23 protein-coding genes are annotated in these 23,115 nt (G+C 70.8%); 11 read left to right on the top strand and 12 right to left on the bottom strand.

The window, feature by feature from the left end; genetic code table 11:
- Window positions 1–151: 151 nt before the first annotated feature.
- The 5 genes from Plo01_RS21805 to Plo01_RS21785 are packed head-to-tail and all read right to left on the bottom strand — an operon-like array spanning window position 152 to window position 5,630.
- Window positions 152–1,174 carry an N-acetylglucosamine kinase gene (locus Plo01_RS21805; RefSeq protein WP_239316816.1) on the bottom strand — a complete coding sequence of 341 codons (1,023 nt, stop codon included), beginning with the start codon at window positions 1,172–1,174 and terminating at the stop codon, window positions 152–154.
- A complete protein-coding gene (locus tag Plo01_RS21800) occupies window positions 1,171–2,064 on the bottom strand; it encodes a carbohydrate ABC transporter permease (protein ID WP_203892504.1) in 894 nt (297 codons plus the stop codon). Before Plo01_RS21800 ends, Plo01_RS21805 begins: the two co-directional genes overlap by 4 nt.
- A complete protein-coding gene (locus Plo01_RS21795) occupies window positions 2,061–3,002 on the bottom strand; it encodes a carbohydrate ABC transporter permease (RefSeq protein WP_203892503.1) in 942 nt (313 codons plus the stop codon). The genes Plo01_RS21800 and Plo01_RS21795 overlap by 4 nt, the downstream gene beginning before the upstream one ends.
- 6 nt (window positions 3,003–3,008) lie before the next feature.
- Window positions 3,009–4,373 carry an extracellular solute-binding protein gene (locus Plo01_RS21790; RefSeq protein ID WP_239316814.1) on the bottom strand — a complete coding sequence of 455 codons (1,365 nt, stop codon included), beginning with the start codon at window positions 4,371–4,373 and terminating at the stop codon, window positions 3,009–3,011.
- Between the two features lie 60 nt (window positions 4,374–4,433).
- Window positions 4,434–5,630, bottom strand: coding sequence for an ROK family transcriptional regulator (locus Plo01_RS21785; protein ID WP_239316812.1), 1,197 nt, complete (start codon window positions 5,628–5,630; stop codon window positions 4,434–4,436).
- A 252-nt stretch (window positions 5,631–5,882) separates the two neighbouring features.
- On the opposite strand from Plo01_RS21785, the gene Plo01_RS21780 reads away from it, so the two are divergent.
- From Plo01_RS21780 to Plo01_RS21760, 5 genes are all read left to right on the top strand, one after another.
- Window positions 5,883–7,553 carry a glycosyl hydrolase family 8 gene (locus Plo01_RS21780; protein ID WP_239316810.1) on the top strand — a complete coding sequence of 557 codons (1,671 nt, stop codon included), beginning with the start codon at window positions 5,883–5,885 and terminating at the stop codon, window positions 7,551–7,553.
- A gap of 68 nt (window positions 7,554–7,621) precedes the next feature.
- Window positions 7,622–8,800 carry an MFS transporter gene (locus tag Plo01_RS21775; protein WP_203892502.1) on the top strand — a complete coding sequence of 393 codons (1,179 nt, stop codon included), beginning with the start codon at window positions 7,622–7,624 and terminating at the stop codon, window positions 8,798–8,800.
- A gap of 13 nt (window positions 8,801–8,813) precedes the next feature.
- Entirely contained in the window at window positions 8,814–9,728 is a 915-nt protein-coding gene (locus Plo01_RS21770) for a TolB-like translocation protein (RefSeq protein ID WP_203892501.1), read from the top strand.
- Between the two features lie 22 nt (window positions 9,729–9,750).
- On the top strand, window positions 9,751–11,070 hold the full coding sequence (locus Plo01_RS21765) for a discoidin domain-containing protein (protein ID WP_203892500.1): 1,320 nt from the start codon (window positions 9,751–9,753) through the stop codon (window positions 11,068–11,070).
- A 137-nt stretch (window positions 11,071–11,207) separates the two neighbouring features.
- Complete coding sequence (locus Plo01_RS21760; RefSeq protein ID WP_203892499.1) at window positions 11,208–12,056, top strand: aldo/keto reductase; 849 nt, start codon at window positions 11,208–11,210, stop codon at window positions 12,054–12,056.
- 118 nt (window positions 12,057–12,174) lie between these two features.
- Here the strand turns inward: Plo01_RS21760 and Plo01_RS21755 are convergent, their stop codons facing one another.
- Window positions 12,175–12,342, bottom strand: coding sequence for a DUF3073 domain-containing protein (locus Plo01_RS21755; RefSeq protein WP_203892498.1), 168 nt, complete (start codon window positions 12,340–12,342; stop codon window positions 12,175–12,177).
- A 246-nt stretch (window positions 12,343–12,588) separates the two neighbouring features.
- Between Plo01_RS21755 and Plo01_RS21750 the strand changes: the two genes are divergently transcribed.
- The 3 genes from Plo01_RS21750 to Plo01_RS21740 all read left to right on the top strand — a co-directional run bounded on the left by Plo01_RS21750 (window position 12,589) and on the right by Plo01_RS21740 (window position 14,951).
- Entirely contained in the window at window positions 12,589–12,924 is a 336-nt protein-coding gene (locus Plo01_RS21750; RefSeq protein WP_068926157.1) for an ArsR/SmtB family transcription factor, read from the top strand.
- Window positions 12,925–13,097: 173 nt separating this feature from the next.
- The gene (locus Plo01_RS21745; protein WP_239316808.1) at window positions 13,098–13,949 is read left to right on the top strand and encodes a DUF4253 domain-containing protein; all 852 of its coding nucleotides are present in this window, start codon (window positions 13,098–13,100) and stop codon (window positions 13,947–13,949) included.
- 117 nt (window positions 13,950–14,066) lie between these two features.
- Window positions 14,067–14,951, top strand: a complete 885-nt coding sequence (locus tag Plo01_RS21740) for an alpha/beta fold hydrolase (protein ID WP_203892497.1) — start codon at window positions 14,067–14,069, stop codon at window positions 14,949–14,951.
- Window positions 14,952–15,081: 130 nt separating this feature from the next.
- On the opposite strand, the gene Plo01_RS21735 is transcribed toward Plo01_RS21740, so the two are convergent.
- The 6 genes from Plo01_RS21735 to Plo01_RS21710 form a co-directional block, all read right to left on the bottom strand.
- Window positions 15,082–15,453 (bottom strand): hypothetical protein, encoded by a 372-nt coding sequence (locus Plo01_RS21735; RefSeq protein ID WP_203892496.1) that lies wholly within the window; start codon window positions 15,451–15,453, stop codon window positions 15,082–15,084.
- 13 nt (window positions 15,454–15,466) lie between these two features.
- On the bottom strand, window positions 15,467–15,865 hold the full coding sequence (locus tag Plo01_RS21730) for a roadblock/LC7 domain-containing protein (RefSeq protein ID WP_239316805.1): 399 nt from the start codon (window positions 15,863–15,865) through the stop codon (window positions 15,467–15,469).
- A 52-nt stretch (window positions 15,866–15,917) separates the two neighbouring features.
- Window positions 15,918–16,862 (bottom strand): DUF4388 domain-containing protein, encoded by a 945-nt coding sequence (locus Plo01_RS21725; RefSeq protein WP_203892495.1) that lies wholly within the window; start codon window positions 16,860–16,862, stop codon window positions 15,918–15,920.
- 4 nt (window positions 16,863–16,866) lie between these two features.
- The gene (locus Plo01_RS21720; RefSeq protein ID WP_203892494.1) at window positions 16,867–17,247 is read right to left on the bottom strand and encodes a roadblock/LC7 domain-containing protein; all 381 of its coding nucleotides are present in this window, start codon (window positions 17,245–17,247) and stop codon (window positions 16,867–16,869) included.
- 155 nt (window positions 17,248–17,402) lie between these two features.
- The gene (locus Plo01_RS21715; RefSeq protein ID WP_203892493.1) at window positions 17,403–18,617 is read right to left on the bottom strand and encodes a DUF4032 domain-containing protein; all 1,215 of its coding nucleotides are present in this window, start codon (window positions 18,615–18,617) and stop codon (window positions 17,403–17,405) included.
- Window positions 18,618–18,745: 128 nt separating this feature from the next.
- A complete protein-coding gene (locus tag Plo01_RS21710; RefSeq protein WP_203892492.1) occupies window positions 18,746–19,393 on the bottom strand; it encodes a class II aldolase/adducin family protein in 648 nt (215 codons plus the stop codon).
- Between the two features lie 329 nt (window positions 19,394–19,722).
- Here Plo01_RS21710 and ngcE point away from each other — a divergent pair, with 329 nt between their 5' ends.
- From ngcE to Plo01_RS21695, 3 genes are read left to right on the top strand one after another with little or no spacing between them, the layout of a single operon-like run.
- Window positions 19,723–21,177, top strand: coding sequence for an N-acetylglucosamine/diacetylchitobiose ABC transporter substrate-binding protein (gene ngcE, locus Plo01_RS21705; RefSeq protein ID WP_203892491.1), 1,455 nt, complete (start codon window positions 19,723–19,725; stop codon window positions 21,175–21,177).
- A 6-nt stretch (window positions 21,178–21,183) separates the two neighbouring features.
- On the top strand, window positions 21,184–22,161 hold the full coding sequence (locus Plo01_RS21700) for a carbohydrate ABC transporter permease (RefSeq protein ID WP_239316803.1): 978 nt from the start codon (window positions 21,184–21,186) through the stop codon (window positions 22,159–22,161).
- Window positions 22,161–23,093 (top strand): carbohydrate ABC transporter permease, encoded by a 933-nt coding sequence (locus Plo01_RS21695; RefSeq protein WP_203892490.1) that lies wholly within the window; start codon window positions 22,161–22,163, stop codon window positions 23,091–23,093. Before Plo01_RS21700 ends, Plo01_RS21695 begins: the two co-directional genes overlap by 1 nt.
- Window positions 23,094–23,115 lie beyond the last annotated feature (22 nt).

Raw genomic sequence — 23,115 nt, 5'->3', positions numbered from 1 at the left:
ATCGATGCTGAGGCGGGTCGGGACGGGGGACGGGCGGGGGATAGAGCGGGAACGGGCGGGACGGGGGCAGAACAGGTCGGGACGGGGGACGGGGGCAGAGCGGGAACGGGAGGGGCAGAGCGGGTCGGGGGACGGGTGGGAGCGGGACCGGTCAGGGCGGGGGCTGGGACCGGAAGTGGGCGCGCACCCGCTCGCGGGCCGCATCCGGCGCGTCCAGCAGGTCCAGGCCGTGCAGGGCCGCGCCCGCGATCGGCGGGAGGGCGGCGACGACGACGCGGGCGTGCGGCGCCGCCGCGCCGAGCGCCGTCTCGACCAGGCCGTGGAGCAGGGGGTCCCGGGCGGTGAGCACGCTTCCGCCGAGCACCACCTCCACGGGTTCGGCCGGCAGGCCCAGGCGGCGCAGGCAGACCTCCGCGAGCGTGGCCACCTCCCGGGCCTGCCGTTCCACCAGCTCCACGGCCGTGCGGTCGCCGGTCGCGGCGACCGCGAACAGCCCGGGCACCAGCTCGTGCAACCGGTCCCGGTCGGCCTCGCCGAAGTGCAGGGCGAGGACCAGGTCCGTCACGGTGGCCAGGCCGAAGTGCGAGCGGACCAGCCCGGTCAGGGCGGTGGCCGGGCCCCGGCCGTCCTCGGCCCGTACGGCGTGCCAGACGATCTCCTCGGCCAGTTCCTCGCCGCCGCCCCAGTCGCCGCTCATCCTGCCCAGGGCGGGGAAGCGGACGGTCCGGCCGGTGGGGGACAGGCCCACGGCGTTGATGCCCGCACCGCAGACCACCGCCACGCCCCACGGCCGGGAGGCCCCGGCGCGCAGGACGGCGAAGGTGTCGTTGGCCACCGACACCTCCTTGGCGACGCCGCGCGCCGCGAGTTCGGCCCGCAGCGCCTCCTCCTCCACCGGGAAGTCCGCCCCGGCGAGGTAGGCGGCCATGGCGTCGGCGCACGGCGGGGCCGTATCGCCGAGACCGTCGAGCAGGGCCCGCGCCGCCTGTTCGACCACGTCGACGGCGGCGCCCGTCCCCACCCGGTGCGGCGCGAACGGGCCGGTCCGCCGCCGGGCCAGCACCGTGCCGTCCTCGGCCAGCAGCGCCACGTCCGTCTTGCTGTTTCCGCCGTCGACGGCCAGCACCGTCCGTCGAGCGCCGCTCCGGTCCTCCCCCATGCCGGCAGATCTCACCCTTTCACCCCGGTCAGGGTCACGCCCTCGATGAAGACCCGCTGGGCCAGGAAGAACACGATGATCACCGGTGCCGTCACCAGGAGGGTGGCGGCCATGGTGAGGTTCCACTGCACGCTGTGGAAGGCCTTGAAGGTGGCCAGGCCCAGGGACAGGGTCCAGGAGTGTTCGTTGGTCTGCGCGTACAGCAGGGGCCCGTAGTAGTCGTTCCAGCAGTAGAAGAACTGGAACAGCGCCACCGCCGCGATGCCGGGCCGGGCCATGGGCAGGATGACGCGCAGCAGCGTGGTGAGGTCGGAGCAGCCGTCCACCCGGGCCGCCTCGGTGTACTCGCGCGGGATCGTGATGAGGAACTGCCGGAGCAGGAAGATGGAGAACGCGTCGCCCAGCAGCATCGGCAGGATCAGCGGCCACAGGCCGCCGGTCAGGTCGAACCTGGCCCACAGCACGTAGACCGGGACCGCGATCACCTGCGGCGGCAGCATCATCATGGTGATGACCAGCAGGAAGGCCGCCCGCCGCCCGCGGAAGCGGAACCTGGCCAGGGCGTAGGCCACCGGGACCGACGACACCACGGTGAACAGCGTGCCCAGGCCCGCGTACAGGAACGTGTTGAGCGTCCAGCGGAGCATGTCGCTCTTGGCGAAGACCTCGGCGAAGTTGCCCCAGTTCCAGTCGTCCGGCCACAGTTCGCTGGTGAGCGCCTGCTCGTCGGTCATCAGCGCGGTCAGCGCGACGAAGACGAGCGGGGCGAGGAACATCAGCGCCACGGCGATGGCGATCGCGTGCGTGGCGACGAAGGCCAGCCGCCGCCTCCGGCGCCCGCCTGGGGCGGCGGCGCGGCGGGGCGCGCGGACCTCCTCGGCGCGGCGCGTCACGGTAACGGTCATGTGAGCTCCTCGGCGCGGCGGAACTGCCGGAGCAGGATCAGGGTGAAGACCATCGAGGTGGCGAACAGCATCAGGGCGAGCACCGAGGCGTAGCCCATGGACCAGTCGCGGAACCCGGTCTGGAACAGGTGCTGGGGGAGCGTGAGCAGCGCGCCATCCGGATATCCGGGCAGGAAGCTGGTGCCCGCCGAGTCGGTGGCGCCCGACGCGACCCGGGAGGCGATCATGGCCTGGGTGAAATACTGCAACGCGTAGATCACTCCGGTGATCGCGGAGAACATCAGCACGGGCGAGATCATCGGCAGCGTCACGCTGCGGAACTGCCGCCACGGCCCGGCGCCGTCGAGGGCCGCGGCCTCGTACAGATGCCTGGGCACGTCCAGCAGCGCCGCCAGGAAGATCACCATGAGGTTGCCGACGCCCCACATCGCCAGCAGCGTCAGGCTGGGCTTGGCCCAGGCCGGATCACCGAACCAGTCGGGGCCGGTGACCCCGAACAGCGCGAGGAGCTGGTTCCACGGTCCGGTGGCGGGGTTCATCAGGAAGACGAAGGCCACGGTGCCGGCCACCAGCGGGACCAGCGACGGCAGGTAGAAGATCGTCCGGAACAGCCCGACGCCCGCCTTGAGCCGTGTGACCAGCTGGGCCAGCGCGAGGGCGAAGACGACCTGCGCCGGGACCATGAAGACGACCAGCCACAGCGTGTTCCGCGCCGACAGCCACACCCGCTCGTCGTCGAACAGGTAGCGGTAGTTGTCCAGGCCGACGAACTCCAGGGTGAACAGGTCGTAGCGGTGGAAGGAGAAGTAGACGGTGGAGGCCAGCGGGTAGGCGAAGAAGATCGTGAAACCCGTCAGCCAGGGCGACAGCCACAGGAGGGCGCGGAGCCCCTCGCCGCGCCGCCATCGCGGCGGCGCGGCACGGACGTGCGAGGCCATCCGGCATCAGCCCCCGGACAGCTTCCACTTGTCGTCGATCCGCTTGTCGACGCTCTTCAGCCCGGCGTCCAGGTCGGAGACCGCGCCCTTCTCCCACGACACGAGGAAGGCGGAGAACGCCTCCTGGTTGAACACGCTGTTGACGTTGGCGGGCAGCGTGCTGGTTCCGGGATGGGCGAAGATGTCGAGGAACGTCTGGAAGTTGGCGTCCTTGACCAGGCGCGGGTGCTCCATCGCGGCCTTCGTCGTGGGCACGTTGCGCAGGGAGTTGGACAGGGTCACCAGCGAGTCGGTGTCGGTGGTCAGGTGCTTGACCAGCTCCCAGGCGTGCTGCGGGTGCTTGGCCCCCCTGGGGACGCCGATCACGGTCCCGGCGGTGAAGCCGCTGCCGTACAGCTCGGGCTTGTCGTCGGCGACCGGCAGCGGCGCGGTGCCGTAGTCCATGTCCTTCGCCTCGGGGTCATTGGCGATCATGGCGTTGCGCCACTCGCCGTCGAGGATCATGGCGACCTTGCCCTTGAAGAACGGGTGCTCGGCGCTCCACTCGTCGCCCAGGCCCTTGCGGAACTTCTCCAGGTTGTCGTAGCCGTACCAGTCGACGAGCTCCTTCTGCCAGGTCAGCAGCTGCTTCCAGGCCGGGTCGGAGCCGATCGCCGAGGTGCCGTCGTCGTTGTACCACTTCGCCCCGACCATCGTGCCCAGGTGCGAGGGGGAGTTCTCGTAGTACTGGAAACTGGGGATGAACCCGGCGACCTTGATGGTGCCGTCGGCGTCGCGGACGGTGAGCTTCTTGGTCAGCTCGGTCAGCTCCGAGAGCGTCTTGGGCGGTTCGTGACCCTGCATCAGGTCCTTGTTGTAGTAGAGGCCGTAGGCGTCGGCCAGCAGCGGCATCGTGCACCGCTTGCCCGCGAACTCGGTGTAGGAGCGGGAGGCGGCGGGCAGGACCGACAGGTCGATGCCGTCCTGCCGGATCACCGGGGCGAGGTCCTGGAAGGCGCCGCTCTTGCACCACTGGGCGACGTTGTCGGTGGTGAAGGAGGCGGCCACGTCCGGGGCCTTGCCGCTCCGGACGGCCTGGGTGATCTGGTCGTCCTGCACGCCCTTCTTGGCGGTGACCTTGATCTGCGGGAACTTCCGGGTGAACGCGGCGATCGCGTCCTCGAAGGCCTTGGTCTCGGCCGGGGTGGAGAAGCCGTGCCAGAGTTCGAGCGTGGCGGGCGGCAGGGAGGCGGAGCCGGACGGCTCGGGCTGGGCGCCGAGCGCGGGCGCGGCCTCCTTGCCCGCCGTGCAGGCGGTCAGGGCCAGGGCGGCGAGCCCGGCGACCACGAGCCTGAGGGTGGGGGGACGGGATGCGTGAGACGGGGGGCGCACGGGTCACTCCTAGGGGGGCGGTGGAGCAGGGGGGATCAGGGGACGGGGGGAAGCCGGGCGTCAGGGGCTGGGCGAGCCGAAGACCTCGTCCCGGACCGCGCTCAGAGCCAGGTCGAGCGCGCCGGCCAGGACCGGGTTGCCTTCGACGGAGGACAGGCGCAGGCGGGGGCGCGGGATGGCGAGCACGTGCAGTTCGCGTTCGACGAGATCGCGGAGATACTCGCCGCCGGCCGTGGCGATGCCGCCGGCGAGCACGATGAGGCCGGGATCGACGACCGAGGTGATGGCCGCGAGACCGATCGCCAGCCGGGCGGCGAGCTGGCGCAGTCCGGCGCGGGCGTCGTCGGCCCGGTCGCCCGAGCCCTCCCGCGCCAGCCGCGTCGCGGTCGCGACCGCGACGCGGAAGTCGGGGTCGTCCACCCCGTAGGAGCGCAGCAGGTTGCCGACGGCCTCGCCTCCGGCCAGCTCCTGATAGCCGTGATTGGCGGATCTGCCGACGTCGCGGGCCGTCGGCGCGCCGGGCGCGGGCAGGTAACCGATCTCGCCCGCGCCGCCGGTCGCCCCCCGGTGCAGCCGCCCGCCGATCATGAGGGCGGCGCCCAGGCCCTCATCGGCCCAGAGCAGCACGAAGTCGGAGCAGCCCGCCGCCGCGCCGTGCGCCGCCTCGGCCGTCGCGGCGAGGTTGACGTCGTTCTCCACGGCGACGGTCGTGCCGAGCGCCCCGGCGAGCGTGGGCACCACGTCGGGGATCTGCCAGCCCGGCATGTCCTCGTCCGTGGCGTAGTCCAGCCGGCCGGTTCCGGGGTTGATCGTGCCCTGCACGCCGATCACCACGCGGCGTGGCGGCCCCGGGGGCCGCGCGCCGTCCAGGGCCGCGCGGAGCCGGTCGAGGAGGGTGTCGGCCGGTCTGCGCGGGGTCGGCAGGGTGGCCTCGCCCACGACGGCTCCGGTGATGTCGGCCACCTGGACGGCGATCCGGTCGGGGGTGACGTCCATGGCGGCGGCGTAGGCGGCGGCGGGGTTGATCCGGTAGGTCTCCGCGGTACGGCCCGGCTGCCCCGCCCGGACCCCGTCGCTCACCACCAGCCCGGCGTCCTGCAGGCGGGCCAGCAGCTGGAACGCGGTCGGCTTGGACAGGCCGGTCAGTTCGCCGATCTCGGGCCGGGTCAGCGGCCCGCGTTCCAGCAGGACGTCCAGGGCCGCCCGGTCGTTGATCGCGCGCATCAGACGCGGTGTTCCGGTGGCGGGAAGCTTCACGTCACCTCCTCTTCGGCGTTAGTAAATGTTCCTAACTTAGGTCGAAGGTACGGAGTGGTTCGGAGTGGGTCAAGGGCGGCGATGAAGCCGTGACCTTTTCTCGACCCCCCGTTTTTCTCAACCGATTTCAGGAAATTTGGGCCTTGCAGCGGGCTTGACTGAGGTTTACGCTCCGCCACTAGTTAGGAATCTTCCTTAACTATCAGACGGCACGGGCCTGCGGTGTGCGGCCCGGAACGATCGGAGTCGCTCGTGAAGCGAAGCACCGCCGCGAAGACCTTCGCGGCTCTCGGCGCGATGGCGGTGACACTGCTGGCCCCGTCCGCGGCCGGCGCGGCCAGTGCCCGGCCGGCGGCGGCCGACCCGCTGGTGTCCCGGGGCAGACCCGTCACGGCCTCGTCCGTCGAGGCGAGCGGGCTGGAGGCCGGCAAGGCGGTGGACGGCAGCGCCTCCACCCGGTGGGCGAGCCAGGAGGGGCACGACCCGGAGTGGATCCAGGTCGACCTGGGGTCCGCGCACACCATCAGCCGGGTCAAGCTGACCTGGGAGGCCGCCCACGCGACCTCGTACAAGATCCAGACCTCGGCGGACGGCTCCTCGTGGAGCGACGTCTTCTCCACCGCCTCGGGCGACGGCGGGACCGACGACCTGGCGGTCTCCGGGACCGGCCGGTACGTGCGGATGCACGGCGCCAAGCGCGGCACGCCCTACGGCTACTCCCTGTGGGAGCTCGAGGTGTACGGCGCCGGGAACGGCGGCGGCCCCGGGGGCGGGGTCGGCGTGCCGTTCGGCAGCCACAGCAGGCCGTACGCGCCCGGCATGCTCCGCCCCTCGGGTGACCAGGCGGCCCTGGACGCCAGGGTCGTCGACTACTACCGGCGGTGGAAGTCGGCCTTCCTCCGGCAGAACTGCGGCAACGGCTGGTACCAGGTCATCTCGCCCGACGCCGACCACCCCTACGTGGCCGAGGCCCAGGGCTACGGCATGGTGATCGTCGCCACCATGGCGGGCGCCGACCCCGACGCCAAGAAGATCTTCGACGGCCTCGTCAAGTGGGTGCTGGACCACCCCTCGTCGGTCAACCCCCACCTGCTCGCGGCCGAGCAGGACACCGCCTGCCGGAGCGTCAACGGCGGCGACGGCGCCACCGACGGCGACCTGGACGTGGCCTACGGCCTGCTCCTGGCCGACCGGCAGTGGGGCAGCGACGGCGCCTACGACTACCGGCAGCTGGCCGTCCGGCACATCAACGCCATCAAGAAGAGCGAGGTCAACCCCTCCACCAACCTGCTCAAGCTGGGCGACTGGAGCAGCTCGGGTGACCGGTGGTACTACGTCACCCGCACCTCCGACTGGATGACGGACCACTTCCGGGCCTTCAGGAAGGCGACCGGGGACAGCGCCTGGGACAGGATCAGGACCGCGCACCAGAACCTGCTCGGCTCGATGCAGTCGAAGTACGCCCCCTCCACCGGGCTCCTGCCCGACTTCGTCGTCGACACCGACGGCACCCCGCGGCCGGCCTCCGGCAAGGTGTTGGAGACCGTGAACGACGGCGACTACTGGTGGAACGCCTGCCGCACCCCCTGGCGGATCGGCGCCGACGCGGTGACCGGCGGGGACGCCGCGTCCCTCGCGGCCGCGCGGAAGCTGAACGCCTGGGTCAAGGCCAAGACCGGCGGGAACCCGGACAGGATCGGCATGGGCTACAAGCTGAACGGCACGCAGATCTCCGGCGGGAGTTCGCCGGCCTTCTTCGCGCCCTTCGCGGTGACGGCGATGACCGACTCCGGCAGCCAGGCGTGGCTGGACGCGCTCTGGGACAAGATGCTCCGCACGCCGATCGACGGCGGCAGCTACTTCGGGGCGAGCATCCAGCTCCAGACCATGATCACGGTGACCCACAACCACTGGGTGCCCTGACCCCGGGACTGATTCCCGCCCCCGCCCTCCCGGTCCCGCCCGCCGCGTCCCTCGGGAAGTGATGACGCATGTACGTCTCCCGGACGAGCCTGTCCCGGATCACCCTCACGGTGCCCGCCAACGTGCTCGCACTGGGCGCCGTCAGCCTGATCACCGACGTCTCCTCCGAGATGATCACCGCCGTCCTGCCCTTCTACCTGGTCCTCTCGCTGGGGCTCACCCCTCTGGCGTTCGGCCTGGTCGACGGGCTGTACTTCGGGGTCACGGCCCTGGTACGGCTCGCCGCGGGGCACGCGGCGGACCGCTGGCAGCGGCGCAAGCTGGTGGCCGGCCTCGGCTACGGCCTCTCGGCCGTCTGCCGGCTCGGCCTCCTGGCCGCGGGAGGCTCCGCCGCGCTCATCGGCGCGGTGGTCGCGGCCGACCGCACGGGCAAGGGCATCCGGACCGCCCCGCGCGACGCGCTGATCTCGCTCAGCGCCGAGCCGGGGCGGCTGGGCCAGGCCTTCGGCGTGCACCGGGCGATGGACACCGTCGGCGCCATGCTCGGGCCGCTGGCCGCCTTCGCCGTCCTCCACCTCACCGGCGCCTACGACACGGTCTTCGTGGTGAGCTTCGCGATCGCCGCGCTCGGCGTGCTGGTGCTGGTGCTGTACGTCCGCGACCACCGCGACACCGTCCCCGGTCCGCCCTCGATCCGCCCGGCGCTGGCCCTGCTGCGCGAGAGGCGGTGGCGCCGGCTCTGCCTGCTGGCCTGCGGGCTCGGACTGGTGACGCTGAGCGACCCGTTCGTCTACCTGCTGATGCAGAAGCAGGGCGGCATCGAGGCGGCGTACCTCCCGCTGCTGCCCCTGGCCACGGCCGCGGTCTACCTCGCGCTCGCCGTGCCGCTCGGCAGGCTCGCCGACCGGGCCGGCCGGACCCCGGTGTTCGTCGCCGGGCACCTGACGCTGGTGCTCGTCTACGCGCTGCTCGCGGGGGCCGGGCCGTACTGGCCGGTGCCGGTGCTGCTCGGGGTGTTCTACGCGGCCACGGACGGCGTGCTCATGGCCGCCGCCGGCCCGCTCCTCCCCGCCGAGCTGCGCACGAGCGGGCTGGCGCTGCTGCAGACCGGCCAGGCCGTCGCCCGCATGGTCTCCTCCGTCCTGTACGGCGCCGCGTGGTCGTTCACCGGGCACGTGCCCGGGCTGGTGGCGATGGGCGCCGGAGTCCTGGTCTCCCTGGCCCTCTGGCGGAAGGCGACACGATGAGAAAGGCGACACGATGAGGAAGGGCCTGCTGACGCTGGCCGCGACACTGCTTCTGGCCGGCGGCGCGACGGGCTACGCGGTCTGGTCCGGGGGGCCCGGCGCCGCGGTGAGCGAGCCGCGTGACGGGTCCCGGACCGACCTGTCCGAACCCGGCCGGCTCCTGGTCCGGGACACCGCCACCGGCCTGGTGCGGGGCACCCGCACCCGCTGCGAGCGTTTCTACGCCGCGGCCGGCACCGGCGTTTGCCTCACCGTCACGCCGGGCGCCGTGCCCGGGACCCACGCGCTGATCCTCGACCGGACCATGAGGGAGATCGACCGGATCGAGATCACCGGCATCCCGAACCGCGCCCGGGTCTCGCCGAGCGGCCGGATGATCTCCTGGACCGTCTTCGTCACCGGCGACTCGTACAACGAGAACGGCTTCTCCACCTGGACCGGCATCCACGACACCCGGACCGGCAACACGACCGTCAACATGGAGGAGATCCCTCTGATCAAGGACGGTCGCCGCTACCACTCCGCCGACGTCAACTACTGGGGCGTCACCTTCGCCTCCGACGACAACCGCTTCTACGCGACGGTCTCGACCAAGGGCAGGACCTACCTGGTGGAGGGCGACTACGCCGCGTGGGAGGCCCGCGTGCTGCGGGAGAACGCCGAGTGCCCCTCGCTCTCCCCCGACGGCGCCGTCCTCGTCTACAAGAAACGCATGCCCGCGGGCGCGTGGCGGCTGCACGCCCTCGACCTGACCACCCGGCGGGAGACACCCCTGGCCGAGACCGCCGACGTCGACGATCAGGCGGCCTGGCTGGACCCGCGAACCGTCATGTACGCCAAGGACGGGGACATCTGGGCCGTGCCGGCCGACGGCACCGGCGCCCCCCGACTCCTGATGAAAGACGCCTCTTCCCCGGCGATGACCTGAAAACCCCCCAGAAGGAGAAGTGATGTCATCCAGACGAGTCCGATCGGCCGCCGCGCTCCTCGGCGCCGCCGTCCTCCTCCCCGTCGTCCACGCCCTGCCCGGCCACGCGGCCGACGGCCTGATCTCCCAGGGGAAACCGGTCACCGCGTCCTCGATCGAGGACGCGTCGCTCACTCCGGAGCTGGCGGTGGACGGCAGCGCGTCCACGCGGTGGGCGTCGGAGGAGGGATCCGACCCGCAGTGGATCCAGGTGGATCTCGGCGGGGCGGCGACGATCTCACGGGTGAAGCTGACCTGGGAGGTGGCCTACGCCAAGACGTACACCGTGCAGGTGTCGCCGGACGGCGCGAACTGGACCACGGTGAAGAACGTCACGTCGGGTGACGGGGCGGTGGACGACCACTCCGGGCTGAGCGCGAGCGGCCGGTACGTGCGGGTGCACGGCACCAAGCGCGGCACCCCCTACGGCTACTCCCTGTGGGAGATGGAGGTCTACGGCACCGGGGGCGGCGACGGCGGGAACCCCGGCGGGTCCTTCACCGTGGCCACGGCCGGGGACATCGCCGGATCCTGCGACGCCGACGACGGCACCGACTGCGAGCACGAGCGCACCGCCCGCCTCGTCGAGTCGATCGATCCCGCCCTCGTGCTCACCCTGGGCGACCACCAGTACGACGACGGCACGCTCTCGGAGTTCCGGAAGTACTACGACACCACCTGGGGCCGCTTCAAGGACAAGACCAGGCCGTCCCGGGGCAACCACGAGTCCTACGACCCGGCGGGCGAGGCGGTGGGCTACAAGGCGTACTTCGGCAGGCTGGCCACCCCGAACGGCAAGACCTACTACAGCTTCGACCACGGCGGCTGGCACTTCGTCGCCCTCGACTCCGAGGAGCCGATGGAGGCCGGCTCCGAGCAGATCACCTGGCTCAAGAACGACCTCTCGCGCACCACCAAGAAGTGCGTCGCCGCCTACTGGCACCACCCGCTGTTCAACTCCGGCAGCAAGGGCTACAACCCGGTCAGCCTGCCGGCCTGGCGCGCGCTCTACGCGGCCGGCGCCGATCTGATCCTCAACGGCCACGACCACGTCTACGAGCGCTTCCGCCCGCAGGACCCCGACGGCAAGGCCACCTCGGCCGGCCCGCTGGCCCTCACCGTGGGCCTCGGCGGCGCGGGCAACTACTCCTTCACCCACAAGGTCCACCCCAACAGCCTGGTACGGCTGACCAAGCTGCACGGCGTGGTGAAGCTCAACCTCACCGACACCGGCTTCTCGGGTCAGCTCGTCCAGGACAACGGCAGGGTCAGGGACACCATCCCGGCCACCGCCTGCCACTGACCCCCTCCCCCCACCGGAGGCCCGGGCCCCCCACCGGCCCGGGCCTCCACCGGCCCGCGCCGGGAGCCCGGCGGTCTCCGGCCGGCGGAGTGGCGGTCCTTGACCTGGAGTGAGCTCCAGGCCGGAGGATGGGCGTCATGAGAACACGCGCGATCGGAAACGTCGACGTCAGCGCGATCGGGCTCGGCGCCATGCCGATGTCGGTGGCGGGGCACATGCCCGACGAGGCCCAGTCGATCAGGACCGTCCACGCCGCGCTCGACGCCGGGATCACCCTGATCGACACCGCCGACGCCTACACGCCGTCCTCGGACGACATCGGGCACAACGAGCGGCTGGTGGCCAAGGCGCTGGCGCTGTGGTCCGGCGACCGGGACGCGGTCCTGGTCGCGACCAAGGGCGGGCACACCCGGACCCCGGGGGACGGCTGGGGGGTGAACGGGGACCCCGCTTACCTGCGCCAGGCGTGTGAGCGCTCACTCAAGGCGCTCGGCGTCGAGGCGATCGGGCTCTACCAGCACCACAGGCCCGATCCGGCGGTGCCGTACGAGGAGACCGTCGGCGCGATCCGGGACCTGCTCGACGAGGGGAAGATCCGGATGGCCGGGATCTCCAACGCCGACCCGTCCCAGATCAGGACGGCCCACGAGATCCTCGGCGGGCGGCTGGCGAGCGTGCAGAACGAGTACTCGCCGCGCTTCAGGAGCAGCGAGCCGGAGATCGACGTGTGCGCCGAGCTCGGGGTGGCGTTCCTGCCCTGGTCGCCGCTGGGCGGCATGGGGGCGGCGGGCGGCCTCGCGGGCCCCTTCGCCCGGGTGGGGGCCGGGCGGGGCGTCTCGCCGCAGCAGGTCTGCCTCGCCTGGGAGCTCGCCAGGAGCCCCGTCGTGATCCCGATCCCCGGAGCCAGCCGTCCGGAGACCATCCTCGACTCGGTGGCCGCCGCCGAGCTGACCCTGAGCGAGGAGGAGCTCGCCGCCCTGGGATGAGCGGGCGGCGGGGACCCGCGCTTCACACGGTGGAGCCGGGTCCCGTCACCGGCCGGGGACCGGGGGGTCCGTGCTGCGCCGGAGGCTGACGAGGGTCCGGCGCGGACGTTTCCCGGTGCTACCTGTCGGCGGGCTCGACGGCGGGGTCGTCCGCCTCGTCGGCCGCCGTGGGGCCGCCGGTGGTGCTGAGCTCCCTGCGCAGCCGATCGAGATCGATGCTGTGGGTGCCGTACTTCAGCTCACGGGCGACCTTCGTCTGCTTGGCCTTGGCTCGACCCCGTCCCATTGACCGCACTCCCTCATATAGGCCGCACTGGGCCTCTCGTCGCTATAGCATCGCCCGCATCTTACCCAAGAGCTCTACAACTTGAAGAATTACGCAATTTGCTACTTTATAAGGAGCCCGAGCTCACAGCTCGACGGCGAGGGACTGATGCGCTCGACGGGAGGCAGGAAGCATGAGCGAGTTCGCGGCAGAGTCACCGGCGCGCGTCGGTGGGGGCCGCACGCCCGTCGCCGGAACGGCCTGACCATGCCGGTTCCGTTGTACCAGGCGAAGGCCGAGTTCTTCCGCACGCTCGGGCATCCGCTCCGCATCCGGGTCCTCGAACTGCTGCAGGACGGGCCCCTGCCGGTCCGCGACCTCCTGGCCGCCGTGGACGCCGAGGCGTCCAGCCTGTCGCAGCAACTGGCGGTGCTGCGCAGGGCCGGGATCGTGACCGCCACCCGAGAGGGTGCCACCGTCGTCTACGCCCTGTCCACTCCCGACGTGACGGACCTGCTGATCTCGGCCCGCCGGATTCTGACCGAGGTGCTGGCCGGGCAGGGCGAACTCCTGGCCGAGCTGCGCGCAGAGGCCCGCGGCTGACGGATGCGCCCGCGGCCGATGGACGCGCCCCCGGTTCCCGGTGCGGCCCCGCGCCCCCGGTTCCCGCCTCCGGTCCTCCGGTCTCCGGGCGTCAGGTGGGATCATGGCAGCCGGCCCCGGCGGGACATCGGCGCCTCCATGTGCGCCCGGTGCCCGGCAGGCAGAATTGGGGCGTGGTCAGGATCGGGACGGTAGAGATGGACGATTGCGAGCGTGGGCGGCTCTCGCCGGTGCTGGGTCAGTTGTTCACCGACGGCGGCGCCGGGCGGGGCCTCAGGGTCGAACTGCCGCCCGGGGACGTGGTCTGGCCCGACCCCGGCTACGCGCGGATCCTGACCTACACCCGGCCCGCCTTCTGGCTCAGCGACGAGGCGGTCTCCGGGGGGCTGTGGGCCGCGCTCCGCGCCGAGCACCCCCGCTCCGGCCTCTGGCCGGTGCTGCTGGAAGACTCCGTGCAGCCGTGGTCGGCCGGGCAGGTCGCGCCCGACGCCGTCGAGGAGATCGACAACTATCGCATCGCCCCGTTCATGGCCGAGGTGTGGTCGGACTGGGTCTCGAGGGCCCACGCCGACCAGTTGGAGATCCTGGAGCCGTTCGGCGCCCGCTGCCCGGGACCGGCCGCTCCCGGATCGCCGGGGGCCGACCCCGGGGAGGTCGCCGACTGGTACGCCGGGCTCGTGGCCGAGCGGCGGACCCCGCTGGGACTGGTGGCCGTGGAGCGGGGGGCCGACGCGCTGGCGGCCATGGGCTGGCAGGGCGCGCTGAACCACAACGAGTGGATGGTCCCGCTGGCGGCGGTGGTGCGCAGCTGGGAGGAGCGGTTCGGCGCGCGCCTGGTCGGAATGGGCTTCAACACCCTCGACCTGAGCGTCGCCGCGCCTCCCCTCACCATGGAGCACGCCCTGCACGTGGCCGCCGAGCACTGGACGTTCTGCCCCGACAGCGTCGTCTACGGGGCCGGGACGCTGATCGACTACGCCGAGCAGATCGTCGGAAGGAACGCCTGGTCCTTCTGGTGGGACTGACCTCCCGCCGGGGCCGGCCTCCCCGGTCCGCCCCGGCGGCGGAGTCGCCCTCCGGCTCTTGCCCGCGCCCTTACAGAATGACATTCTGTTTCGACGGACAAGCACGGCAGGAGGGCCATGACTCTGCGCGCCCCGGCGAACGGCATCGAGATCGCCTATGACACCTTCGGCTCCCCCGGGGACCGCCCGCTCCTTCTGATCATGGGACTCGCCTCCCAGCTGATCCACTGGGACGAGGAGTTCTGCCGGCTCCTCGCCGGCCGGGGCCACTACGTCGTGCGGTTCGACAACCGGGACGTGGGGGAGTCCACCCACCTCCACGACGCCGGGTCGCCCGGCTTCGGCGGGGAGGCGCCGTACCTGCTGTCCGACATGGCCGACGACGCGGCCGGGCTGCTCGACGCGCTGGACCTGGCCTCGGCGCACGTGGTGGGCGTCTCGATGGGCGGGATGATCGCCCAGACGCTGGCCATCCGGCACCCGGAGCGGGTGCGCAGCCTCACCTCGATCATGTCCACGCCGAGCCCTCAGGCCGCCCCGCCCACCGAGGCGGCCATGGCGGCGCTCATGTCGCCTCCCTCGCCGGACCGGGAGGCGGCGATCGCGCGGGCGCTGGAGACCTGGAAGGTCATCGGCTCGCCGGGCTACCCCTTCGACGGCGACCGCATCGCCAGGGTCGCCGGAGCGGGCTACGACCGCGCCTACGATCCCTCCGGGGTGGCCCGGCAGCTCGCCGCGATCATCGCTTCGGGTGACCGGGCGCCCCTGCTCAGGGAGCTGTCGCTGCCCGCCCTGGTGATCCACGGCGAGGAGGACCAGCTGGTGCCGCTGTCGGGCGGGATCGCCACGGCGGAGGCGGTCCCCGGGGCCAGGCTGCTCACCTTCCCGGGCATGGGCCACGACCTGCCGCGCGCCCTCTGGCCCGACATCGTCGGCGCGGTCAGCGATCTCACCGCGGTCGCGGACGCGGCCGGCGACCTCGCCCCGGCCGCGGAACGGTAGCCGCCCCGGCCGGCGTCCGGCCCGCGCCCCGTGCTCCGGCGCGGTCTCCATCGCCTCGCACTCCGGTACGGCCTCCGCCTCGCACTCCGGTACGGCTTGCGCCTGCCGGGGCGCAAGCCGTACCGGAGAGTCAGACTTCGAGCTTCTCCTCGATGGTCCGCATGTTGTGCCGCGCCAGGGCCAGGTTGCCCCGGGCGCGGTCGAGTGCGAGGTAGAGGAAGAGCCCCTTGCCGCTCCGGCCGGTGAGCGGCCGGATGATGTGGTACTGCGTGTTGAGCGTGATGAGGATGTCCTCGATGGTGTCCTTGAGGCCCAAGGACTCCATCGTGCGGAGTTTGGCCTTGACGACCTCGGTGTTCCCTGCCGCGGCGACCTGGAGGTCCAGGTCCTTGGAGCCGCCGAGGGAACCCAGCGCCATTCCGCTGTTGTAGTCCACGACCACCGCTCCGACGGCGCCGTCGATCGCCATCATCTCCTTGAGGGAGACGTCCATGCTGGCCATTGCTTCCTCCGGTTCACTGGGGGATTGACATGCGGGTGGTGATGGCGGCCAGGCTGGCCGCCGTCTTGCGGCCCTCCAGTCGAAGCAGCCCGAGGTTGGTGCCGGGGCGGGCCAGGACTGTGAGGACGATCTTGGGGCCGGCGGCGTAGAAGGCCGCGTAGCCGTTGCTGCCGGAGATCAGGGTCTCCTCCAGCGCTCCTTTGCCGACCATGCTCGTCATCCGGCGGCTGAGGGCCAGCAGGGCGGAGGAGAGCGCTCCGGTCTGCTCGATGGCCTGCTCGGTGTCGCCTGCCATGTCGCTGGCGATGGTCAGGCCGTCCACGCTGCACGCGACGCTCCCGCTGACGTCGGGCATGCGCTGGCGCAGCAGGACCATCTCCCGGTGCACCTCGTCCCGCAATTCCACTGGCATCCTCCTTCCGATCCGCTTCAGCGTGCGCAGCTTCAGCGGCATGGGGCCGGCCTCATGTGAGTGCCTCCAGTGCGTTCCTGAGCCGGATGAGCAGGCTCACGTCGGCGGGGTCGCCCGTGGTCCGGGGCATCCATCCGGCGGCCGGGGAGGGGGCCCCGGCGTCGTGGCTCGGGATCTTCTCGCGGGTCCCGTCCCCCCGGCGCGGCAGCGGGGCGGGGACGTCGTCCGGCCGCCGCGCCGGGAGGGCGGGGGACGGGGCCGGGCGCGGGGCGGCGGGAGGCGTCGCGGGGGCCGGGCGCGGGGCGGCGGGAGGCGTCGCGGGCGCGCTCTCGCGGTCGTGCTCCGGGGTGCGGAGCAGTCCCGCCGCGGCGAGCTGCCGTACGGCGAGCAGCACCGAGTAGGCCGGCCGGCCCAGCTTGCGGGCCAGGTCGGCGGGGGTCGCCGTGCAGTCGGCGCCGACCAGCACCTCCCACTGGAGCGAGGTCAGCAGGACCCTTTGGGCGGGGATGCGCCCGATCGGGACGACCGGGAGCGCGTCCAGTTCGGGGGAGGGCCACGCCTGGTCCAACTGTGCTCTCCTTCGCTTGCTCTCCCGCAGCAGTCCGGTCACGTCGAAGTACCACTGGGGCCCGAGCCAGTGCCGTTCCTCCGGGCGGAACCGGGGCCGGGAACCGGACACCTGGAACAGGAAGAACACGGCGTCGAGCACCGCCCCCAGCACGCAGAACTCCAGCTCGCCCCGGGTGAGGACGCCCCGTTGCACCAGCCGGTCGCCGCCCCAGCACTCTTCACCCGCCGCCTGCCTCGCCTGCCGTACGGCGTAGGCGGAGATGCGCCCGCTGGAGGTCAGCAGCTCCTCCACCCGGGGACACGCCGGGGTCTCGGCGTAGGTCACGCGACCCTCGGTGAGGTAGAACGTCCCGGATCTGCCCAGCCGCAGGGCTCCGGTCGCCCGATCGCTGGCGAGCCCGCAGAGGATGCTCTCGACGCTCGGCATGGGCTTACGTCGTTATCAGCCGGCCGGAAAGCAACTGGAGTCGGTGGAGGGCCAGCGCCAAATTTGCGCGTTCTAGGTCAAGCCTGACATATATCGCTAATGGGCCGTCGAAAACGGTCTCCAGCGGTCTCAGTAAATGATGTCCCTCGTCCGTGGTCACGATCATGTCGCGGATTCGGACCGTTCCCGTGGGCGATGTCACGGCCAGCCCGTCCAGGGTCGCGCGCAGCGCCTCGCTGAGCCCGGCGGCGGACTTCTCCGTGTCGACCTGACGGCTGCCGCCGCCGATGGCCACGGCCATCCCGCTGGTCTGATCGATCAGGATCGCGTCCAGCGCGCCGGGGATCGCCATCACCTCGGTGAGGCACTCTTCGATTCCGAGCACTCTGGCCCCCCTCGCCGACGGGTCAACGGAAAAGCGACACGGCCAGCGTAGAGATATACCGGAGGGTACTAAGTGCCCCTGTTATATCGGATATATGAGGAGATGCAGGATTCAACTCCTGGGTAGAAGGATATATACCCCGGGTGGAATTCCCGTCACAGACTCTCGGAGATAAGTGCCTTCTCGTCCGGCTTGAAAATGAGAACATTCTTCACATAAGACTGGACGGCGATCGGCAGCCCCACATCGTTGCCGGCCGTCTCCGACAGGAACCAGCGGTGGTCGAGCACCTCGTGGAAGAGCTGGGCCGGCTCCAGCTTGCCCCGTAGCTCCCGCGGGACGGCCTCGATCGTCGGCTGGAAGATCTCGGCCAGCCAGCGGTGGGCCACGATCGCCTCGTCCTCGTGGCGCAGGCCGTAGGCGACCCGGAAGGCGTCGAGGTCGTTGAGGAGCCGCCGGGCCTGGTTCTCCTCCACGTCCAGGCCGGTCAGGCGGAGCAGCCTGCGCTGGTGGTGGCCCGCGTCCACGACCTTGGGCCGGACGATCAGGCGGCCGGTGCCGGCCTTGCGGCGGACCATCATCTCGGCGACGTCGAAGCCGAGCCGGTTCAGCCGCCGGATCCGCTGGTCGATCATGTGCCAGTCGACCTCGTCGATGATCTCGTCGGAGGTGAGCTCGCCCCAGAGCCGGTGGTAGCGCTCGCAGATCGAGTCGGCGATCTCCTCGGGGTCGATGGAGGGGTGGAGCAGCTCCCCGGCCTCCAGGTCGAGCATCTCGCCGTAGATGTTGGTGTGCGCCACGTCGATGTCGTGCATCCGCTGGCCCTCGCTGATCATCGGGTGGAGCTCACCCGTCTCGGCGTCGACCAGGTAGGCGGCGAAGGAGCCGGCGTCCCTGCGGAACAGGATGTTCGACAGCGAGCAGTCGCCCCAGTAGAAGCCGGTCAGGTGGAGCCGGACGAGCAGGACGGCCAGCGCGTCGAGGAGCCGGTTCAGCGTGTCCGGCCGGACGGTCCCGGACATGACCGCCCGGTAGGGGAGGGAGAACTGCAGGTGCTGGGTGATCAGGGCCGAGTCCAGCGGCTCCCCGTCCGTGCCGGTCCGGCCGGTGACCACCGCCACCGGCTCCACCGCCGGGGTGTCCAGCCGGTTCAGATCCCACAGCAGCCGGTACTCGCGCTTGGCGAAGTGCTCGCCGATCTCCTTGATCGCGTAGACCTTGCCGGAGAGGCGCACGAAGCGCACCACGTGCCGGGAGATGCCGCGGGGGAGGGAGACCAGGCGGTGCTCCGGCCACTTCTCCAGGGGGGTGTCCCAGGGCAGGTGGAGCAGGTCGGGGTCGCTCGGGGCGCCGGTGATCTGGAGGGGCATGACGGATCCTCGCGGGTCGGGGGCTGGTGGCCGGGCGGGCGCGGGTCGCGGCGCCGGGCGGGAGCGGTCAGTTCGCGCGCGTGGGGAAGCCGGTCCGGGATGAGCTCGGCGACGACATGTTCGATCGGTCAGTCCGCGCGCCTGGGGAAGCCGGGAGGGTTGAAGGCGCGTTCGACGACGGCCGTGAGCTGCTCCTCGGTGAGCACGCGGGGCTCCCCGACGGACTTGGCCCGGACGTAGACCTCGCAGAGCCACTCCAGCAGCCGCGTCGCCTCGAACGCCTTGTCCAGGTCGTCGCCGATGGTGACCCCGCCGTGGTTGGCCAGGAGCGCGGCCTGCCTGCCCTCCAGCGCGGCCCGCACGTTGGCGGCCAGCTCGGGGGTGCCGTAGGTGGCGTAGTCGGCGACCTTGACGACGCCGCCGAGCAGCAGCGCGTTGTAGTGGACCGGCGGCAGCTCGGTCATGGTGGTGGCCACGACGGTGCCGAACACGGAGTGGGTGTGCACGACGGCCCGGGCGCCGGTGGTCGTGTAGACCGCCAGGTGCATCGGCGTCTCCGAGGACGGCTGCAGCTCGCCCTCGACCAGGTAGCCCTCGACGTCGATCACCGGGCAGGCGTCGGGTTCCAGGCGGTCGAGGGGGACGCCGCCCGGCGTCACCGCGATGAGGTCGCCGGCCCGCACGCTCAGGTTCCCCGCCGCGCCGACGACCAGGCCGGTCGCGGCGGCCCTGCGGCCGTAATCACAGAGCAGGCGGCGCTGCTCGGCCAGCAACATGCCCTAAAAGTAGGGCTTTGCGAGGTCCAGCGGCAAATTCTGCCCCTACTGGTCTAGACCGGTTGCCGATCCGGCTGCTTCACTGGCCCTGTGCCTGATGGAGACCGGAGCGGCGGAACCAGGGGATGTATGGGAATTATTGGGTGATATGTCAATTAATGTCGCATATCATCCGGTGTGATCTACCGCTTTCTCGCGGAAATGTCGCGATGACGTCACGGCTCGGTCTAGACCGGCTACGGACTCTTGACGGTGACCTCTCGTGCTACGTACGTTCGGGCGAACGTTTAGGAAACTTTCCTAATTGATGCCCCGCCCTGGAGGGTTCCATGTCCAAATCGGCCGGTACGCCCGGAGAGATCACCCGGCGGCAGATGCTTCGCCGGATCGGCCTGACCGCTCTCGTCGCCGGTCCCGGCGCCGGGCTGCTCAGCGCCTGCGCCACCGCCGGATCCCCCGCCGCCACCAGCTCCGCCGCGCCGACCGCCGGGGGCGCCGCCACCTCCGCCGCCAACCCGTTCGGCGTGGCCGCCAACGCCCCCCTCGAGGTCGTCATCTTCAAGGGCGGCCTGGGCGACAGCTACGCCACCGACGTGCACGAGCCGCTGTACAAGAAGACGTTCCCCCAGGCGGAGATCAAGCACGTCGCCACCCAGCAGATCGCGCAGACCCTGCAGCCGCGGTTCGCCAGCGGCGACGTCCCTGACATGATCGCCAACTCCGGCACCGACCTGATCGACAACGCCGCCCTGCAGCAGGAGGGCCAGCTCCTGGAGCTGACCGAGCTGTGGGACGCCCCCTCCATCGACGACCCGGCCAAGAAGGTGCGCGACATGGTCGCGCCGGGCACCGTCGAGTCGGGCCTCATCACGGGCAAGCCGTACGTGATGAACTACGTCTTCTCGGCCTACGGCCTCTGGTACGACGCCGCGCTCTTCGAGAAGGAGGGCTGGACCCCGCCGAAGACCATGGACGAGTTCAAGGCCCTCTGCGAGAAGATCAAGGCCAAGGGCATCGTCCCGTTCGCGTTCGCCGGCAAGAACGCCTCGTACTACGCGTACTGGATGATCCTCATCTCCGCCGCGAAGATCGAGGGCAACCAGCTCCTCATCGACATCGACAACCTCGTCGACGGGGCCTGGCAGCGCGACTCGGTCAAGCAGTCCGCCGCCGCCTGGGCCGAGATCGGCAAGTACATGGACAAGTCCTTCGAGGGCCTGATCCACACCGAGGTGCAGACCCGGCAGAACCAGGGCAAGATCGCCCTCTACCCGTCGGGCTCCTGGCTGGAGAACGAGCAGAAGGACCAGACCCCCGACGGCTTCAAGTACGCCCTGACGCCCACCCCCAGCGTCACCGCCGCCGACAAGATGCCCTTCGAGGCCATCCGCGCCGCCGCCGGCGAGGGCTACATCGTCCCGGCCAAGGCCAAGAACCCCAAGGGCGGCCTGGAGTACCTGCGCATCATGCTCTCCAAGGAGGGCGCGCGCGGCTTCACCGAGAAGTCCGGCAACATCACCGTCGTGACCGGCGCCGCCGACGGCCTGGAGCTCTCGCCCGGCAACGCCAGCCTCAGCGCCGCGCAGACCGCCGCGGGCGCGAACATCGTCACCTACAACAGCTTCGAGGGCTGGTACAAGGAGCTGGAGACCGAGCTGCGCCGCCAGACCAACGCGCTCATGTTCGGCCGCATCTCCGCCGAGCAGTTCTGCGAGAAGATGCAGAAGGCCGCCGACAAGACCAAGGCCGACTCGTCCATCACCAAGCAGAACCGGACGGTGTAGTCCTCCATGCGGCACGACAAGTACCCGCTCAAGGCGGGGGCGCCGAGCGGCGGACGCCCGCTCCTGGCCCGGGTGCGCAACAGCAAGTACCCGTTCATCGTCGGGTTCCTCATCGCGCCCGTGGTCCTCTACGTGGTCTTCGTGATCAGCCCGTACATCCAGGCGTTCCAGATCGCGCTGACCAACTGGAAGGGGATCTCGGCCACTCCTCAGTTCATCGGCCTGGAGAACTTCACCAGGCTGTTCGAGGACGAGGTCTTCTGGGCCGCGGTGCGCCACCACGGCGTCCTGCTGCTTGTCGTGCCGCTGGCCACCATCGCCATCGCGCTCTTCTTCTCCTTCCTGCTCAACCTGAGCGGCGGGCAGAAGGGCGCGGGGATGACCGGCATCTGGGGCTCGAAGTTCTACCGCGTGGTCTTCTTCCTGCCCCAGGTGCTCGCGGTGGCCATCGTCGGCGTGCTCTTCCAGGCGATCTACCGCCCGGACGAGACCGGAGTGATCAACAGCATGCTCGCCAAGGTCGGCGTCGAGCCGATCGGCTGGCTGATCGACCCGGACCTCGCCCTCTGGTCGATCATGGGCGTGATGATCTGGCAGGCCGTCGGCTTCTACGTGGTCCTGTTCTCCGCGGGCATGTCCTCCATCCCCAAGGACGTGTTCGAGGCCGCCGCGCTGGACGGCGCGGGCCGCTTCACCCTCTTCTTCCGCATCACCCTGCCGCTGCTCTGGGACACCATGCAGGTGGCCTGGGTCTACCTCGGCATCGCCGCCTTCGACGCCTTCGCCCTGGTCCAGGTGCTCTCGGTGGACCGCGGCGGGCCCGACAACGCCACGACCGTCCTGCCGCTGGAGATCTGGCGCACGGCGTTCAACTTCTCCAAGTTCGGTTACGCCTCCGCGATGGGCGTGGCGCTGTTCTTCATGACCATCACGTTCGCGGCGCTCACCCTGCGCGTGACCCGGCGCGAGAGGATCGAGTTCTGATGGCCGCGAACACGACGGGCACCACGAGCGCCGCGGACCCGGTGCACAAGCCGTCCCCCCGCACGGCGGTCCCGCACGCCCGGCGGAAGAGGTCCCGGAACCCGATCGGCGTCTTCGGGACCCTGTCCCACGTCGCGCTGGCGATCTGGGCGATCCTGATCATCGGCCCGATCGTCTGGACGTTCCTGGCCTCGTTCAAGACCAACACCGAGATCTTCGGCGACGCCCTCACGCTCCCGGCCTCCTACGGCTGGGACGCCTGGGGCCGGGCCTGGGAGAAGGCCCACATCGGCCAGTACATGCTGAACACGGTCTTCGTGGTCGCGTGCAGCACGGCCGGGACCATGCTGCTGGGCTCGATGGCCGCCTATGTGCTGGCGCGCTACAAATTCCCCGGCAACCGGGCGGTCTACTACCTGTTCGTCTCGGGCATGACCTTCCCGGTCTTCCTCGCGCTGGTCCCGCTGTTCTTCGTGGTGCGGAACCTCGGCCTGATCGACACCCACCTGGGCGTCATCCTGGTCTACATCGCCTACTCGCTGCCGTTCACCGTCTTCTTCCTGTCGGCGTTCTTCAAGACGCTGCCCACCTCGGTGGCCGAGGCGGCGATGATGGACGGCTGCTCCCACACCCGGACGTTCTTCCAGATCATGATGCCGATGGCCAAGCCGGGCCTGATCAGCATCACGATCTTCAACATCCTGGGCCAGTGGAACCAGTACCTCCTGCCGATCGTGCTGCTGTCCGGCAACGTCGAGGACAAGTGGCTGATCACCCAGGGCGTGGCGAACATCTCCACCAGCGCCGGCTACGAGGCCGACTGGCCGGGCATGTTCGCCGCGCTGAGCATGGCGATCATCCCCGTCATGGTCGTCTACATCGTCTTCCAGCGGCAGATCCAGTCGGGCCTCACCTCGGGCGCCGTCAAGTAGGCCGGTCCCGCGCGGGCCGGGC

Origin of the sequence: Planobispora longispora (assembly GCF_016863135.1) — a bacterium.
Classification (GTDB): domain Bacteria; phylum Actinomycetota; class Actinomycetes; order Streptosporangiales; family Streptosporangiaceae; genus Planobispora; species Planobispora longispora.
The sequence above is the reverse complement of the archived record's forward strand: the minus strand, read 5'-3'. Positions and strand labels throughout refer to the sequence as shown.

Bases quoted from the DNA above. Each gene is read 5' to 3' on its own strand.
- Plo01_RS21715 (WP_203892493.1), bottom strand. From the start codon at position 18,617: ATGCCCCTCCAGATCACCGGCGCCCCGAGCGACCCCGACCTGCTCCAC.
- Plo01_RS21770 (WP_203892501.1), top strand. From the start codon at position 8,814: ATGAGGAAGGGCCTGCTGACGCTGGCCGCGACACTGCTTCTGGCCGGC.
- ngcE (WP_203892491.1), top strand. From the start codon at position 19,723: ATGTCCAAATCGGCCGGTACGCCCGGAGAGATCACCCGGCGGCAGATG.
- Plo01_RS21775 (WP_203892502.1), top strand. From the start codon at position 7,622: ATGTACGTCTCCCGGACGAGCCTGTCCCGGATCACCCTCACGGTGCCC.
- Plo01_RS21710 (WP_203892492.1), bottom strand. From the start codon at position 19,393: ATGTTGCTGGCCGAGCAGCGCCGCCTGCTCTGTGATTACGGCCGCAGG.
- Plo01_RS21765 (WP_203892500.1), top strand. From the start codon at position 9,751: ATGTCATCCAGACGAGTCCGATCGGCCGCCGCGCTCCTCGGCGCCGCC.
- Plo01_RS21695 (WP_203892490.1), top strand. From the start codon at position 22,161: ATGGCCGCGAACACGACGGGCACCACGAGCGCCGCGGACCCGGTGCAC.
- Plo01_RS21800 (WP_203892504.1), bottom strand. From the start codon at position 2,064: ATGACCGTTACCGTGACGCGCCGCGCCGAGGAGGTCCGCGCGCCCCGC.
- Plo01_RS21760 (WP_203892499.1), top strand. From the start codon at position 11,208: ATGAGAACACGCGCGATCGGAAACGTCGACGTCAGCGCGATCGGGCTC.
- Plo01_RS21700 (WP_239316803.1), top strand. From the start codon at position 21,184: ATGCGGCACGACAAGTACCCGCTCAAGGCGGGGGCGCCGAGCGGCGGA.
- Plo01_RS21795 (WP_203892503.1), bottom strand. From the start codon at position 3,002: ATGGCCTCGCACGTCCGTGCCGCGCCGCCGCGATGGCGGCGCGGCGAG.
- Plo01_RS21750 (WP_068926157.1), top strand. From the start codon at position 12,589: ATGCCGGTTCCGTTGTACCAGGCGAAGGCCGAGTTCTTCCGCACGCTC.
- Plo01_RS21725 (WP_203892495.1), bottom strand. From the start codon at position 16,862: ATGCCGAGCGTCGAGAGCATCCTCTGCGGGCTCGCCAGCGATCGGGCG.
- Plo01_RS21735 (WP_203892496.1), bottom strand. From the start codon at position 15,453: ATGGCCAGCATGGACGTCTCCCTCAAGGAGATGATGGCGATCGACGGC.
- Plo01_RS21755 (WP_203892498.1), bottom strand. From the start codon at position 12,342: ATGGGACGGGGTCGAGCCAAGGCCAAGCAGACGAAGGTCGCCCGTGAG.
- Plo01_RS21730 (WP_239316805.1), bottom strand. From the start codon at position 15,865: ATGCCAGTGGAATTGCGGGACGAGGTGCACCGGGAGATGGTCCTGCTG.
- Plo01_RS21740 (WP_203892497.1), top strand. From the start codon at position 14,067: ATGACTCTGCGCGCCCCGGCGAACGGCATCGAGATCGCCTATGACACC.